Source organism: Methylobacterium sp. E-046 (assembly GCF_022829625.1).
Classification (GTDB): domain Bacteria; phylum Pseudomonadota; class Alphaproteobacteria; order Rhizobiales; family Beijerinckiaceae; genus Methylobacterium; species Methylobacterium longum.
The window spans coordinates 88550-103574 of record NZ_JAKSYP010000159.1 but is presented as its reverse complement, the minus strand read 5'-3'; the positions used below and the strand labels follow the sequence as shown (position 1 = coordinate 103574).

General features: G+C 70.6%; 13 protein-coding genes. 2 read left to right on the top strand and 11 right to left on the bottom strand.

Annotated elements, in window-relative coordinates:
* Positions 1-104 precede the first annotated feature (104 nt).
* Positions 105-2270, top strand: coding sequence for a protein-disulfide reductase DsbD family protein (locus tag MKK82_RS13810; RefSeq protein WP_243986067.1), 2166 nt, complete (start codon positions 105-107; stop codon positions 2268-2270).
* A gap of 11 nt (positions 2271-2281) precedes the next feature.
* Here the strand turns inward: MKK82_RS13810 and phoB are convergent, their stop codons facing one another.
* From phoB to pstS, 6 genes are all read right to left on the bottom strand, one after another.
* A complete protein-coding gene (phoB, locus tag MKK82_RS13805; protein WP_238287625.1) occupies positions 2282-2977 on the bottom strand; it encodes a phosphate regulon transcriptional regulator PhoB in 696 nt (231 codons plus the stop codon).
* 187 nt (positions 2978-3164) lie between these two features.
* Complete coding sequence (gene phoU, locus MKK82_RS13800) at positions 3165-3884, bottom strand: phosphate signaling complex protein PhoU (RefSeq protein WP_238287626.1); 720 nt, start codon at positions 3882-3884, stop codon at positions 3165-3167.
* A 116-nt stretch (positions 3885-4000) separates the two neighbouring features.
* Positions 4001-4816 carry a phosphate ABC transporter ATP-binding protein PstB gene (gene pstB, locus MKK82_RS13795; protein ID WP_238287628.1) on the bottom strand — a complete coding sequence of 272 codons (816 nt, stop codon included), beginning with the start codon at positions 4814-4816 and terminating at the stop codon, positions 4001-4003.
* A 23-nt stretch (positions 4817-4839) separates the two neighbouring features.
* Positions 4840-5736 (bottom strand): phosphate ABC transporter permease PstA, encoded by an 897-nt coding sequence (pstA, locus tag MKK82_RS13790; protein ID WP_238287630.1) that lies wholly within the window; start codon positions 5734-5736, stop codon positions 4840-4842.
* Between the two features lie 12 nt (positions 5737-5748).
* Positions 5749-6726 (bottom strand): phosphate ABC transporter permease subunit PstC, encoded by a 978-nt coding sequence (gene pstC, locus MKK82_RS13785; protein ID WP_238287631.1) that lies wholly within the window; start codon positions 6724-6726, stop codon positions 5749-5751.
* A gap of 85 nt (positions 6727-6811) precedes the next feature.
* Positions 6812-7852 (bottom strand): phosphate ABC transporter substrate-binding protein PstS, encoded by a 1041-nt coding sequence (gene pstS / locus MKK82_RS13780; protein WP_238287633.1) that lies wholly within the window; start codon positions 7850-7852, stop codon positions 6812-6814.
* Between the two features lie 248 nt (positions 7853-8100).
* Between pstS and MKK82_RS13775 the strand changes: the two genes are divergently transcribed.
* Complete coding sequence (locus tag MKK82_RS13775; RefSeq protein WP_238287634.1) at positions 8101-8346, top strand: hypothetical protein; 246 nt, start codon at positions 8101-8103, stop codon at positions 8344-8346.
* A 216-nt stretch (positions 8347-8562) separates the two neighbouring features.
* On the opposite strand, the gene MKK82_RS13770 is transcribed toward MKK82_RS13775, so the two are convergent.
* The 5 genes from MKK82_RS13770 to ftsZ form a co-directional block, all read right to left on the bottom strand.
* The gene (locus MKK82_RS13770; protein WP_238287636.1) at positions 8563-8763 is read right to left on the bottom strand and encodes a hypothetical protein; all 201 of its coding nucleotides are present in this window, start codon (positions 8761-8763) and stop codon (positions 8563-8565) included.
* A gap of 116 nt (positions 8764-8879) precedes the next feature.
* The gene (recN, locus tag MKK82_RS13765; protein ID WP_238287637.1) at positions 8880-10553 is read right to left on the bottom strand and encodes a DNA repair protein RecN; all 1674 of its coding nucleotides are present in this window, start codon (positions 10551-10553) and stop codon (positions 8880-8882) included.
* Between the two features lie 242 nt (positions 10554-10795).
* Positions 10796-11677, bottom strand: a complete 882-nt coding sequence (locus tag MKK82_RS13760) for an outer membrane protein assembly factor BamD (protein WP_238287639.1) — start codon at positions 11675-11677, stop codon at positions 10796-10798.
* Positions 11678-11867: 190 nt separating this feature from the next.
* The gene (gene lpxC / locus MKK82_RS13755) at positions 11868-12815 is read right to left on the bottom strand and encodes a UDP-3-O-acyl-N-acetylglucosamine deacetylase (RefSeq protein ID WP_238287640.1); all 948 of its coding nucleotides are present in this window, start codon (positions 12813-12815) and stop codon (positions 11868-11870) included.
* Between the two features lie 436 nt (positions 12816-13251).
* Positions 13252-15003: a cell division protein FtsZ gene (ftsZ, locus tag MKK82_RS13750; protein WP_238287641.1), complete on the bottom strand. Its 1752-nt coding sequence runs from the start codon at positions 15001-15003 to the stop codon at positions 13252-13254.
* Positions 15004-15025: the final 22 nt, after the last annotated feature.

The following is a 15025-nucleotide window of genomic DNA, read 5'->3' as shown; positions in this document are numbered from 1 at the left end:
ATTTCGGGCGCCACCCATGGTAAGGCCACGATCATGGAACGGCCCGCGCAGCGCATGAAGCACCGCGCGTGAAACCGCGGCCGCCCGGCGCGCGAAGGGACTGCATGATCCGCCTCGCCATCCTGATCCTGGCGCTCGCCGCAAGCCTCCCGGTCGCGGTCGCGCAAGGTTTCCCCCAGGGCTTCCGAACGCCGTCGGACCTCGTGCGGTCCAGCCTCGCCGCCGAGCCCGCCGCGGTGGCGGGCGCGCAGCCCTTCACCCTGGCCGTTCGCATGCAGGTGAAGCCCGGCTGGCACGTCTACTGGCGCAATCCCGGGGATTCCGGCCTGCCCCCGGAGGTGACCTGGACCCTGCCGGCGGGCTTCAACGCCGGGGCGATCCGGTGGCCCGCGCCGGAGCGCATCCCGATCGCCACGCTGATGAATTACGGCTACGAGGGTGAGGTCACGCTCCTCGTGCCGGTCACGCCGCCGCCGAGCCTCGATCCCGCCGACCCGGTCCGGATCCAGGCCAAGCTGACCTACCTCGTCTGCGAGACCGAGTGCGTCCCCGGCTCGGCCGATCTCGCCCTCACCCTGCCGGTGGGGGAGCCGAAGCCCGATCCGGCCAATGCCGAGCTGTTCGCCCGTGCCCGCGCGGCCCTGCCGGTCCCGGCTTTGTGGCCGTTGCGCCTCGCCAGTCAGGGCGACACCCTGCGGCTCGACTTCGCGGCCGGCGGCCTCAAGGCCGACGCCATCCGGAACGTCGCGTACTTCCCGTATTCCGAGACCGCGATCGACAACGCCGCCGCGCAGGTGGCGGCGATCGATGACACCGGGCTGCACCTCACCCTGGCCCGGAGCAGCCCGGCCGAGGCGGTCCCCGGCGCGCTGCCGGGGGTGCTCACCCTCGAGGAGGTGGGCGATGCCGGCACCCGGCGCCTCGCCTTCGCGTACGGCGACGAGCCGGCGCCCGCCGCGGCGGCCTCGTCGATCCCGCCCTCCGCGGCCCCGGTCCCGCAGGTGGCGGCCGAACTCGACGCGCTGACGCTCGCGACCGCGGCGGCCTTCGCCTTCATCGGCGGGCTGATCCTCAACCTGATGCCCTGCGTGTTCCCGGTCCTGTCGATCAAGGTCCTCGGCCTCGTGCGGCACGCGGGCGAGAGCCCGGCCCGGCTGCGGATGCACGGCTTTGCCTACACGGCCGGCGTGCTGGCGAGCTTCCTCGGGCTCGCGGCTGTGCTGATCGCCCTCAAGGGCGGGGGCGCGGCGATCGGCTGGGGCTTCCAGCTGCAATCGCCCCTCGTGGTGGCGGGGCTCGCCTACCTGCTCTTCGCCATGGGCCTGAGCCTGTCGGGTGTTGTCCAGGTCGGCGGGCGTCTCGCCGGCCTAGGCGACGGGCTCGCCCGGCGGGCGGGTCTCGGCGGCTCGTTCTTCACGGGTGTCCTCGCGACCCTGGTGGCGACCCCTTGTACGGCCCCGTTCATGGGCTCGGCCGTGGGCTTCGCCCTGACGCAGAGCGCCGCCGTGGCCCTCGCCGTCTTCGCGAGCCTCGGCCTCGGCCTCGCCCTGCCCTTCCTGGTCCTGACTCTCTGGCCACCCGCGCTCCGAGCGCTGCCGCGGCCCGGCGCCTGGATGGAGACGCTGAAGCAGGTCCTCGCCTTCCCGGTCTACGCCACCGTGGCGTGGCTGGTCTGGGTGCTGGCGCAGCAGGTCGATCCGCGCGGGCTCCTGGCGGCGCTGATCGGCCTCGTGCTGGTGGGCTTCGCCGCCTGGGCCTGGGAGCTGGGGCGCACCGCCCCGCCCAGGACCGGCCGCGTCGCGCAGGGCGCCGCGGCGCTGGCCCTCGTTGCCGTCGCGGGCCTCGCCGTGACCGTGCCGCAGGATCGCGCGACGCCGTCCGCGCAGGCCGCGCATGACGGGATCGAGCCCTTCACCCAGGCACGCCTCGATGCCCTGGTGAACGGCCGCCGGCCGGCCTTCGTCGACATGACCGCGGCGTGGTGCATCACCTGCGCGGTGAACGAGGCGACCTCGCTCAACACCAAGGCCGTGCGAGCCGCGATGGCCGAGCGCGGCGTGACCTACCTGAAGGGCGACTGGACCAATCAGAACCCGGAGATTACCCGCCTGCTGGAGAAGCACGGGCGCAGCGGCGTGCCGCTTTACCTGCTCTACAGCGGCACCGGGGAGCCGCAGGTGCTGCCACAGATCCTCACCGAGGGGGTCGTGCTGGCGGCCCTGCAAGCGGTGCCGGCCGCCGCGGATCGGAGCGCCGCGCTCGTCCGCTGAGCGGGGCCGCCTCAGGCCCCCAGCGAGAAGGTCTCGTCGAACGCGTAGCCGGAGCCGCGGACCGTGCGGATCGGGTCGGGCTGGCGCGGGCCGTTCAGCGCCTTGCGCAGGCGTCCGACATGCACGTCCACGGTGCGCTCGTCGATGTAGACGTCGTGCCCCCAGACGCCGTCGAGGAGCTGCTCCCGGGAGAAGACCCGGCCCGGCGCCAGCATCAGGAACTCCAGCAGCCGGAACTCGGTGGGCCCGAGATGCAGCTCCTCGCCGCCGCGGCGAACGCGGTGTCCGGTGCGGTCGAGTTCGAGGTCGCCGGCCGCCAGCCGGTCCGAGACATGGGCGGGCTTGGCCCGGCGCAGCAGCGCGCGGATCCGGGCGAGGAGCTCCGGCACGGAGAAGGGCTTGACGATGTAGTCGTCCGCCCCCGTCCCCAGCCCCCGGATCCGGTCGCCCTCCTCGCCGCGGGCGGTGAGCATGATCACCGGCAGCCGCTCCGTCTCGCGGCGCGCCCGGATGCGGCGGCAGAGCTCGATCCCCGAGAGACCCGGCAGCATCCAGTCGAGCAGGACCAGGTCGGGGATCCGCTCGGCCAGGAGCAGCTCCGCGTCGTCGCCCCGCGCGGCCGAGTCCACGACGAAGCCCTCGGCCTCGAGGTTGTAGCGCAGCAGGGTGGTCAGCGCCTCCTCGTCCTCGACGATCAGGACTTGCATGCTCACGTTCGATGACCCGTTCACGAGGCGGCGCCCTTCGGCCTGCGGAGACGCCGGCTCCCTCCGGAGCGGGCGCTCAGGCGGAGGCTGCGGGAGGCGCCGCTCAGCCTCAACCCGCAGCCTCCGATTCTCTGGCGCCGCCCGACAGGACTGAGCGCGCCGCGGCGCCTGTGTCGAGGCGGTTCGGCTACGGAGCCTTGCCGCCGTCCACCGTCGCGTAGTTCGATGCATCGTTCTTCGGCCGGTCGCCCGCCAGCGTCTCGCCCGTGGCGAGGTAGTGGATCGTCTCGGCGATGTTGGTCGTGTGGTCGCCGATCCGCTCCACGTTCTTGGCGCAGAACAGGAGATGCGTGCAGAACGAGATGTTGCGCGGATCCTCCATCATGTACGTCAGGAGCTCGCGGAACAGGGAATTGTACAGGGCGTCGATCTCGCCGTCGCGCTCCCAGACATCGTGGGCCGCCTGGATGTCGCGGCTCGCATAGGCGTCCAGCACGTCCTTGAGCTGCCCCTCGGCGAGGTCGCTCATGTGGCGGACGCCCAGCACGATCTTCTGCGCCGGCGCGTGGTCGGAGATCGCCACGACGCGCTTGGCGACGTTCTTGGCGAGGTCGCCGATCCGCTCCAGGTCGCCGGAGACGCGGATCGCCGAGATGGTCTCGCGCAGGTCGATCGCCAGCGGCTGGCGCCGGGCGATGAGGAGCACCGAGCGCTCCTCGATGTCCCGCTGGAGCGCGTCGAGGCGCTTGTCGGCGAGGATCACCGCCTGGGCGAGCGCGTCGTCGCGGCGCACGAGGGCGTCGGTCGCCTCGGCGGTCATCTTCTCGGCCACGCCGCCCATCTCCGAGATCGAGCGACGCAGGTCCTCCAGGTCGGTGTCGTAGGAGCTGACGATATGGCCGGGCATGGTGGATCCTTCGATAAGGGCCCGCGGATCGCGATCCGCGGGGTCTGGCGGGGATCCGCCGCCCCGCCGCCGCGGCGGCGAATGCCGGTATGGTTCGGCGGAGCGTCCGGCTCGTATCAGCCGAACCGCCCGGTGATGTAGTCCTGCGTGCGCCGCTCCGCCGGATTCATGAACATCCGGTTGGTCGGACCGAACTCCACGAGCTGACCGAGATACATGAACGCGGTGAACTGCGAGATCCGCGCCGCCTGCTGCATGTTGTGGGTGACGATCACGATGGTGAACTCGTCGCGCAGCTGCTCGATCAGCTCCTCGATGCGGCCCGTGGAGATCGGGTCGAGCGCCGAGGTCGGCTCGTCGAACAGGATGACCTCCGGCCGCTGCGCCACCGTGCGGGCGATGCACAGGCGCTGCTGCTGGCCGCCCGAGAGGCCGGTCCCCGCCTGCCGGAGCTTGTCCTTCACCTCGTCCCAGAGGGCGGCCTTGCGCAGGGATTCCTCCACCCGCACGTCGAGCTCGGCCTTCGGGAGCTTCTCGTAGAGGCGCAGGCCGAAGGCGACGTTGTCGTAGATCGACATCGGGAACGGCGTCGGCTTCTGGAACACCATGCCGATGCGCGAGCGCAGATCGTTCAGGTCGACGGACGAGGCCAGGATGTTCTCGCCGTCCAGCAGGATCTCGCCCTCGGCCCGCTGTTCCGGATAGAGGCTGTAGATCCGGTTGAAGCAGCGCAGCAGCGTGGATTTCCCGCAGCCGGAGGGGCCGATCAGCGCCGTGACCTGCCGGTCGTTGAAGTTGATCGAGACGTCCTTCAGGCCGTGGAAGCTGCCGTAGTAGAAGTTCAGGTCCTTCACGGCGATCCGCACCGGGCGGCTCTCTTCGGCGCGGTTCCGGTTCAGCTCGACCGTGGGGATCGCGGAGGCGGCGTTCATCGTCGTATCCTCGAAGGGGGGGCTCAGCGCGCGGTCTGCGGCTTGATCACGAAGCGGGCGACGATCGACAGCGCCAGGATCGAGCCGGTGATCAGCAGCGCCCCGGCCCAGGCCAGGCCTTGCCAGTTCGGATAGGGTGACAGCGCGAACTGGTAGATCATCACCGGCAGGTTCGCGACGCCGCCCATCAGGTCGGGCGAGAACCAGGAATTGTTGTTGAGCGCCGTGAACAGGAGCGGCGCCGTCTCGCCCGCGATGCGCGCCAGCGCCAGGATGATTCCGGTCACGATGCCGGCCGAGGCGGCGCGCCACGTCACGCTCATGATCACCTTCGAGGGCGGGGCGCCCAGCGCCGCGCCGGCTTCCCGGAGGGTCCCCGGCACGAGGCGCAGCATGTCCTCGGTGGTGCGCACGATCACCGGCACGGCGATGATCGCCAGCGCCACGCCGCCGGCCCAGCCCGAATACGTCCCCATCGGCCGCACCATCAGGGTGTAGACGAACAGGCCGATCAGGATGGAGGGCGCCGACAGCAGGATGTCGTTGAGGAAGCGGATGAGCGCCGCCAGCTTCGAGCCGCGGCCGTACTCCGCGAGGAACGTCCCCGCCATCACGCCGACCGGCGTGGCGATCACGATGCCGATGCCGGTCAGCACGAGGCTGCCCAGGATCGCGTTGGCGATGCCGCCCCCCTCGGAGCCTGGGCCGGGGGTCGGATTGGCGAACAGCGCCGGCGTGAAGCCGCGCACGCCCTCGACGATCAGCATCACCAGAATCGAGCCCAGCACCAGGGCGCCGACGAAGGTGGCGCTGGCGCAGGCGACGCGCAGGGACCGGTCGGCGATGCGCCGGCCGGGGCGGACCCGGCCGCGCCGCGGCGCGGTGGACCGGGTGGAGGGGATCGTGCTGGACGCGTCCATCGTTCGGGCTCCTCAGGCGGCCTTGACGCGGCGCGTCAGCAGGCGGGCGATGATGAGCACCACGAAGGTGATCACGAACAGGATGCAGCCGAGGGCCATCAGCGCGTTGAGCTGAAGGCCGTCCGCCTCGTTGAACTCGTTGGCGATCCGCGACGCGATGGTGGAGCTGGGGTCGAAGATCGAGGCCGACAGGCGGTTGGCGTTGCCGACCACGAAGGTCACCGCCATCGTCTCGCCGAGCGCGCGCCCGAGGCCCAGCATGATCGCCCCGATGATCGAGACGGCGGCCTGTGGCACGAGCACGTGGCGCACGACCTCCCAGGTGGTGCAGCCGATCCCGTAGGCGCTCTCGCGCAGGACGGTGGGGATCTGCTCGAGCATGTCGCGGGCGATCGACGCGATGAACGGCACGATCATGATCGCCAGGATGATGCCGGCGGTCAGCACGCCGACGCCCGACGGGACCCGGGCGTAGAACAGGGTGCCGACGATCGGCAGGCCCTCCACCACGTTCGAGACCGGGATCTGGACGAAGCGAGCGAAGAGCGGCGCGAACACGAACAGGCCCCACATCCCGTAGATGATGCTCGGCACGGCGGCGAGCAGCTCGATCGTCATGGCGACCGGCCTGCGCGCCCAGCCGGGGCAGAGCTGCGTCAGGAAGATCGCGATCCCCAGGGAGACCGGGACGCCGATGAGCAGGGCCAGGAAGGCCGACGCGACGGTGCCGATCACCGCCACGAGGGCGCCGTACTGCTCGGTCCCGACGTTCCAGGCGCTGGAGGTCAGGAAGCCGAAGCCGAACTCGCGGAAGGCGGGCCAGCCGCCGTAGAGGATCGAGCCGAGGATGCCGGCGAGGACGATCAGAACGAGGAGCGCCGCGCCGTACGCGCCGGCCCGGAACAGGGTGTCGAGGTTCCGGCTCGGTCCCCTTCGCGCGGCGGCAGCGCGGGGTCGGCCGAGGGCGATCGTCTCTGTCAAAGCGGACATCCGCGGTTCTCTGCGAAGGGGGGCGTGGTAGCGCGGCGCAGTTCGAGAAGCGAGGGAGGAGGTCGAGACCCCCTCCCCGCCGCGCTCACATGTTGAAGACGGGCTTGCCGTCCTTGCCCTTCACGGACTTCCACTCCTCGTGGATCAGCGCCACGACGTTGTCGGGCAGCGGAACATAGTCGAGGTCGGAGGCCAGCTTGTCGCCCGTCTTGTAGGCCCAGTCGAAGAACTTGAACACGTCGGCCACCTTGGCGGGATCGGCCGGATCCTTGTGGACGAGGATGAAGGTCGCCGCCGTGATCGGCCACGCGTCGTCGCCCGGCTGGTTGGTGAGCGAGATGCCGAAGCCGGGGGCCGCCTTCCAGTCGGCGCTGGCCGCCGCGGCCTGGAACGCCTTGTCGTCGGGCTGCGGGAACTTGCCGGCCTTGTTCTGCAGCAGCGCGTAGGCGAGCCTGTTCTGCTTGGCGTAGGCCGACTCGACGTAGCCGATGCTGTTCGGCACCTGCTTCACGGTGGCGGTCACGCCCTCATTGCCCTTGCCGCCCTGCCCGACCGGCCAGGAGATGGTGGTGGCCGCGCCGTACTCCTTCTTCCAGGTCTCGGAGGCCTGGGAGAGGTAGGTGGTGAAGATGTTGGTCGTGCCCGAGGCATCCGAGCGGTAGACCGGCGTGATGTTCGATTCGGGCAGCTTGAGACCGTCGTTGAGCTTGGCGATCCGCGGATCGGTCCACTTCGCGATCTTGCCGGCGTAGATCTCGGCGAGGACCTCACCGGTGAGCTTGAGCTTGCCGGGCTCGATGCCGGGGATGTTCACCACCGGCACGACGCCGCCCATGACGGTGGGGAACTGGACGAGCCCGTCCTTGGCGAGCTGCTCGGCCTTCAGAGGCGCGTCGGTGGCGCCGAAGTCGACCGTCCGGGCCTGGATCTGCTTGATCCCGCCGCCGGAACCGATCGACTGGTAATTGAGACCGGAGCCCGTCTCCTTGCGGTAGGCTTCGGCCCACTTCGAATAGACCGGGAACGGGAACGTGGCCCCGGCGCCGGTGATGTCGGCGGCGAGCGCCGCGGACGCCATCTGAACCGTCGCGAGGCCGACGGCGAGCGCGTAAGCGAAGGGTCTCAAGGAAATCTCCGTTGCCGTCGGGCGACAGCCGGCGCCGCCCCGCCGGCAAGCCCATGCCCGCGGCTGAGCTGTGCGGCCGATCTTCCGAAGGGACATCTTCGAAAGAGGCTTGGCGCCGGCCGCCCGATGCCGGGGCGGTTACGACAGGGAGATGACACCGGCATGACATCATCCCGCGCGGATGCACGGCACGGTTCAGGGGTTTCGCGCGTTCAATACCCGCAGCAGCACGAACGGATGCGGCAAGGGTGGGCGGCGACGTGGTCGAGACAGCGCTGGATGCCGATCCCTCCTGGCTGGCGCTGCACGCCGAGCGGGAGGAAGTTGAGCGCGCCCTGACGCTGGCGCAGGCGCGCCAGAAATTCAGCTCGGACCCGAACACGGCCGCCGAGGCGCGGCGCGAGGAGGCTGCACTGCTCGTCAGCCTCGACCGGGTCCTGACGCTGATTCGGGCCGCCGAGTACCGCCGCCGCCCGGGGGCGCGCCGCTGGTAGCGCCGGATCGTCCTCGAGATCATCCTAGAGGGCGGCGCTGATCCGCGGACGATGCTTCGACGCGCTGACGCCCGCCGCGGCGGGCGGGGCGCAGCATTTTTGGTCGGGTTGCGGGTGGAGGGCGCGGCGCCGCTGATCCCCTGCGGACCGCTCGCACGGGTGTCGGCCGACCGGCATCGCTGCGGCAGTCGGCTGCGTCCCGTCGCGGAACCGGGTCTAACCGGCCCGGCGCAGCTCCCGCTCCTTCTGGCGCAGGCGCAGAAGCAGCTCGACCTGCGTGTCGGTGATCGGCTGCGTGTCGACGCTGCCCTCGTAGACGGTGCGCAGCGTGAGCCCGAGCCGATGCGTGTCGATCGCCTGCTTCAGCGGTTGCACCGCCTGCAGGGGCCTGTCCGACTCGACGACTGTCAGCTTCATGGCTTCTCCCCGCCCATCAACCGCCTCATCGTGCTGCGGCACCGGGATTCCACCACTGTCACGGGGAATGGTTAATAAAAGGTTACGTTCAACCATCGGTTAAGGTTGTCGTATCCTTAAGCGTCGGCGCCCTGAAGAAGGCGGGCCGCGGCCGCGCGCGCCTCGTCGGTGACCGTGGCACCCGCCAGCATCCGGGCGATCTCCTCCCGGCGCTCCGCCACCGGAAGGCTGGACACCCGGGTCGCGACGCGGCCGGCGCCCTTCACCGGCGCCTTCGCGATGAGGAAATGGGTGTCGGCGCGGGCGGCGACCTGCGGCGCGTGGGTCACCGCGACCACCTGCACGGTGGCCGCGAGCCGCGCCAGGCGCAGGCCGATGGCGTCCGCCACGGCGCCGCCGACGCCGGTGTCGATCTCGTCGAAGATCAGGGTGGGCGCCGAACCTTTGTCGGCCAGGACCACCTTGAGGGCCAGCATGAAGCGCGACAGCTCGCCGCCCGAGGCGACCTTCATCATCGGCCCCGCCTTGGTCCCGGGGTTGGTCTGGGCCCAGAACTCCACCCGATCGGTGCCGGCCGGATCACGGGAATCCGGGTCGGTGGCGATCTCCGTGATGAACCGCGCCCGCTCCAGCTTCAGCGGCGGCAGCTCGGCCTTCACGGCGGCATCGAGCTGCTTGGCGGCCCGGCGCCGGCCGGCACTGAGCTTTTCGGCCGCCTCCGCGTAGGCGGATTCGGCCTGCGCCTGCGCCTGTTCGAGTCCGGCCAGGGCCGCCTCGCCGGCATCGATCGCCGCAACGTCGGCCGCGTAGCGCTCGGCGAGGGCGGCCAGGTCGTCGGCCGCGACATCGTATTTGCGCGACGCGGCCCGCAGGGCGAACAGCCGCTCCTCCACCCGCTCGAGGTCCCGGGGATCGAACTCCGTCTCGGCCACGGCCGCGTCCAGCACCGCGCGGGCCTCATCGAGGGCGACGATGGCGGCGTCCAGGGCGTTCACGCAGGGATCGACCAGGGCCGGGAGCTGTGCGGCCCGCCGTTCCAGCTTGCGCAGGGCGGCCGAGATGTGGGGGACGCCGGAATGCGGACCGCCCACGGCATCCAGCGCCTCGTTGAGTTCCCGCGCCACCTTCTCGGATTGCTGCATGACGCTGCGGCGCTCGGCGAGCTGGGCCTCCTCCCCCGGCAGCGGCGCGAGCGCGGCCAGTTCCTCGACGGCGTGGCGCAGAAAGTCGGCCTCCTTGCGGGCCGCGTCCACGCGGGCCCGGTGCTCCGAGAGTTCGCTGCGGGCCGTGCGGACCGACCGGGCCGCCGCGCCGACCTTGGCGAGCGGTCCCTGGAGACCGCCGAACGCGTCGAGGATCGCCCGGTGCGAGGCCGGATCGGCGAGCGCCCGGTCGTCGTGCTGCCCGTGGATCTCCACAAGTGCCGCGCCGATCGCCCGGAGAACCTGCACGCCCACGGGCTGGTCGTTGACGAAGGCACGGGTACGGCCATCCGCCATCTGCGCCCGGCGCAGGATCAGCTCGCCCTCGGTGTCGATCTCGGCCTCGGCGGCGATCCGGCGCGCCGGATGGTCGAGCGCCAGGTCGAACACCGCCGTGACGACGCCCTGGGCTTCGCCATGGCGCACCAGACGGCCGTCGCCGCGCCCGCCGAGCGCCAGGGCGAAGGCATCGAGCAGGATCGATTTGCCCGCACCGGTCTCCCCGGTCAGGACGCTCAGTCCTGTCCGGAAATTCAGTTCGAGCCTGTCGATCAGAACGATGTCGCGGATCGCGAGCTGCGCCAGCATGCGGCGGCGGGGATTCCTCTGGATGGGACCGCAGACATAAGGCCGCTGCGGCGCGGATTCACCCCAAAAATGCGTCGCACCGGCCCGTCATGCGCGCGGTGCCCCGGTGGTCCGCGTCGCGAGAGCCGGAACTTTCCTCCGGGACGGGCCCATCGCCGGCCGGTGCCCGCAAAGGCAAGGGCCCGGAGCGGTTGCTCCGGGCCCTGAAGCGCGGCGGTGCGGGCCGTCGCCGGCCCGGCCCGTCACTCGGCCGAGGCGGTCTTGCCCGTGACCGTGCGGTAGATCTTGGAGAGGAAGGACGACTTCTCCTCGCGGGGCTCGAGGCCGTTCTGCGCCAGGAGCGCGTGCGCGTCCTTGTACCAGGGGCTCTCGGGGAAATTGTGCCCCAGCACCGCGGCGGCGTTCTGCGCCTCCTGGGTGATGCCGAGCGCCCAATAGGCCTCGGTCAGGCGCTCCAGGGCCTCCTCGGCGTGACGGGTGGTCTGATACCGGGAGACCACGTCGCGGAACCGATTGATCGCGGCCGGGAAGTTGCGCTTCTCCAGGTAGAAGCGACCGACCTCCATCTCCTTGCCGGCGAGCTGGTCGCGGGTGATCTGGATCTTCGCCTTCGCGTCCGCCGCGTATTCCGAGGTCGGATATTTCTGGACCAGCTCCTGCAGGGCGGCCAGCGCCTTCTCGGAGCGCTCCTGGTCGCGGGTGACGTCCGGGATCTGCTTGTAGTTCGACATGGCCATCAGGTACTGCGCGTAGGCAGCGTCCTTGCTGGCGGGGTGCCGCTGCAGGTAGCGCTTCGAGGCGCTGATCGCGTCGTCGTACTTCTGGCCCTCGTAGTTCGCGTAGGCCGTCATCAACAGCGCCTTCCGCGACCAGTCGGAATACTGGTACTGCTTGTCGAGGCTATCGAACTTCTTGACGGCGCCCTCGTAGTCGCTGTCCTCGAGCTTGGCCAAGCCATCGCTGTAGAGCTTGTCGGCCGGGACATCCGGCACGATCTCGGGCTTGTACTTCTCGGCGAAGAGATTGGTCGGGTCGAGGTCGCAGCCGCCGAGGCCCAGGCCGAGGACGGCCACGAGGGGCGCCACGAGGGCCGCCGCCCGGCGATGACGAATGGTGACAGGCATCTGGCGCTCTTTCCCGGAACCGGCGCCGTCTCGCGCCGTCGTGCCATCGCGTGAGTTGGATCCGACCCAGCCGGGCCGTGCTCCCGTTCACGGACCGTTAAACCGTGCCGGTCGATTCGGGCACGAAAGCGGCAAGGCTGCGGCGATCAGGATCGGTTGCCCGCTGTGTCCCGCGGGCCACAGGGACGGTTCAGAGGTCGCCCGCGAAGGCGGCGAGGCCCAGGCCGACACCGAGCTCGGAGAGCACCGTCTCGCGCCGGGAGCCCTGCGCCTCCACGATCGCGTAGTTGGCGCGGTCGGAGAAGAGGGCCGAGAGCACGCCGACGTTCATCCGGTGGCCCCCGCAATAGGAGCGGTAGGCGCCCTGCAGCGGCAGGCCCGCCAGGGCGAGGTCGCCGATCGCGTCGAGGATCTTGTGCCGGACGAACTCGTCGGGGAAGCGCAGGCCCTCGGGGTTGACCACCGCACTCTCACCGACCGCGACGGTGTTCTCCAGGGAGGCACCCAGGGCGAAGCCCGCCTTCCAGTAGCGCTCCACGTCCCGCATCATCCCGAAGGTGCGGGCGCCCGCGATCTCGCGGCGGTAAGAGGCGGGCGACAGATCCATCGCCTTGCGCGAGCGGCCGATCACCGGGCTGTCGAAGTCGATCTCGACGTCGAGGCGGAAGCCCCGGTCGATCGGGCGGAGTTCCGCGAAGGACCGGCCGGTCTCGATGCGGACGTGGCGCAGAACCTTGAGCCAGCGCCGGGGCGTGTCGCAGGTTGCGATGCCGACCTTGTCGATGGCCTGGACGAACAGGAGCGCGGATCCGTCGAGGATCGGCATCTCGGGCCCGTCGATCTCGATGAGCGCGTTGTCGACCCCCAGCCCGTAGAGCGCCGACATCAGGTGCTCGACGGTGGCGACCGCGCCGGTCTCGACGTCGCCGAGGACCGTGCAGAGTTCGGTGGCGGAGACGAGGGCGTGATGCGCCTTGATCAGGCGGTCATTGCCGTGGGTGGTGCCGGTTCGAAGAAAGGCGATGCCGTGATTGGCGGGAGCCGGTCGGATGGTGATCTCGGCGGGGTTACCGGAATGAACCCCGATGCCCGAGAGAGTCGCCGGCCCTTTGAGGGTCGTCTGTTTGTGCGTTCGCATTCCTTAGCCCCAGGCCGCGATCAGGTCCCACCATCCCGACGGGGACGGCGAGGAAACTGGCTGATCCGTCCGCTGCTTGATGCCCCTGCCCACGCTATCAGGTTGTGTTCTGATGCGTGTCTCTACGGTCTTGACGCTTCTATAGCTGCACCGCACAGGGCAGCCAAATCACGGATTCTTACGCTGTGTTACAGACACGCTTGCGCTCGGTCCGCTGTAAAACCTTGATCCACCAGAGGCTTAAAGGTTGGTTAATGCGTGGCTAACAGGCGGTGATTCTGTGGCGCGGATGCATCAGGAGCACAGGCGCGGCGCCGCGGACGCGGCATCCGATCCACAGGCCCCCGGGACGTCAGGCAACCCAAAGTTGCTGCGACGCAGCACGGGAGCCGGCGGTTCCCGCCGACTCCCGGATCGCGTCAGGGGCTTGAGGCCCTCAGTTCGCCTGGCGGCGCAGGAAGGCCGGGATCTCCAGCTGGTCGTCGTCCATCATCCGGGACTGCGGCGCGACCCGGCCCTGGGCGTCGAGGCTGCCCTGGGCGGGGCGGTACTGAGGTACCGGCGCAGGCGCGGGAGCGCGGGGCGCCTGCGGAACCTGGGGCTGCGCCATCTGCGGCTGGGATGCCAGCGACGGGGCGGACCGGGTCGGGAGGGCGGCGTGCTCGGGCTCGTCACGACGACCGCCGGATCCCAGGGTCGCCAGCCGCCGCAGCAGCGAGGTGCGCTTGGATTCCGGAGCGGGATCCTCGGCGGCGCGGCTCGCCATGATCTGGTTCTGGGCGATCGGCGGCAGCTCGTGGATCTGCGGCATCCGCGGGGCGCGGGCGAGCGGCGTCCCCGTGGGGGCTGCCGGGCGCGGCGGGACGAACGGGCCGGCCGGGAGCGACGGCGCGGACTCGGCCGGCTGAGGCGCGGGGGCCGGAACGAACGGTGCGGCGGCGCGCGGCTGGACGGGGGCCAGGACGACGTCGTCGCGGGTCATCGGCGCCGGGGCCTCGAAGTGGGAGGCCCGCGGCTCTGGACGCATCTCCGGGCTCGGCTGCGGCGCGGCGGACATCGGCGCCGGGGCCTGGACCGGGGCGGCCGCCTCGGTGCGGATGCTCGGCACCTGCTGCGCGGAGGCGCGAACGCGGGCCTCCGCGCGCAGGCGCTCGGCAACTTCCGCGATGCGCTGCTCGGTCTCGGCGATGGCCGGGTTGTTCGGCGAATGCGCCGAGATCAGGGCCGGCTCGATGCCGGTGGCGACCACCGACACGCGGATGATGCCGTCCAGGCTCTCGTCGAAGGTGGCGCCCAGGATGATGTTGGCGTCCTGGTCGACCTCCTCGCGGATGCGGGTGGCGGCCTCGTCGAGCTCGTACAGGGTCAGGTCCGAGCCGCCCGTGATCGAGATCAGCAGGCCGCGGGCGCCCTTCATCGAGACGTCGTCGAGGAGCGGGTTGGCGATGGCGGCCTCGGCGGCGCGGTTGGCGCGCTTCTCGCCCGACGCCTCGCCGGTGCCCATCATGGCCTTGCCCATGCCGCGCATGATCGCCCGCACGTCGGCGAAGTCGAGGTTGATGAGACCCTCCTTCACCATCAGGTCGGTGATGCAGGCGACGCCCGAGTAGAGCACCTGGTCGGCCATCGCGAAGGCGTCCGCGAAGGTGGTCTTCTCGTTGGCGACCCGGAACAGGTTCTGGTTCGGGATCACGATCAGGGTGTCGACCGACGCCTGCAACTCCTGGATGCCGAATTCGGCGGTGCGCATCCGGCGCACGCCCTCGAACTGGAACGGCTTGGTCACCACGCCGACCGTCAGGATGCCCATGTCGCGGGCGGCGCGGGCGATGACCGGAGCCGCGCCGGTCCCGGTGCCGCCGCCCATGCCGGCGGTGATGAAGCACATGTGGGCGCCCGAGAGCTGGTCACGGATCTCGTCGATCACCTCGTCGGCGGCCGCGGAGCCGACCTCCGGGTGCGAGCCGGCGCCCAGACCCTGGGTCACGCCCAGGCCCATCTGGATCACGCGCTCGGCCTTGGAGGAGGTGAGCGCCTGCGCGTCGGTGTTGGCCACGACGAATTCGCAGCCCAGCAGGCCCGACTCGATCATGTTGTTGACGGCGTTTCCGCCGGCGCCGCCGACGCCGAAGACGGTGATGCGGGGCTTGAGTTCCCGGATGTCCGGCGCCTGGAGGGTAATGGCCATGGTGTCGAGCCTCTCGCTTACT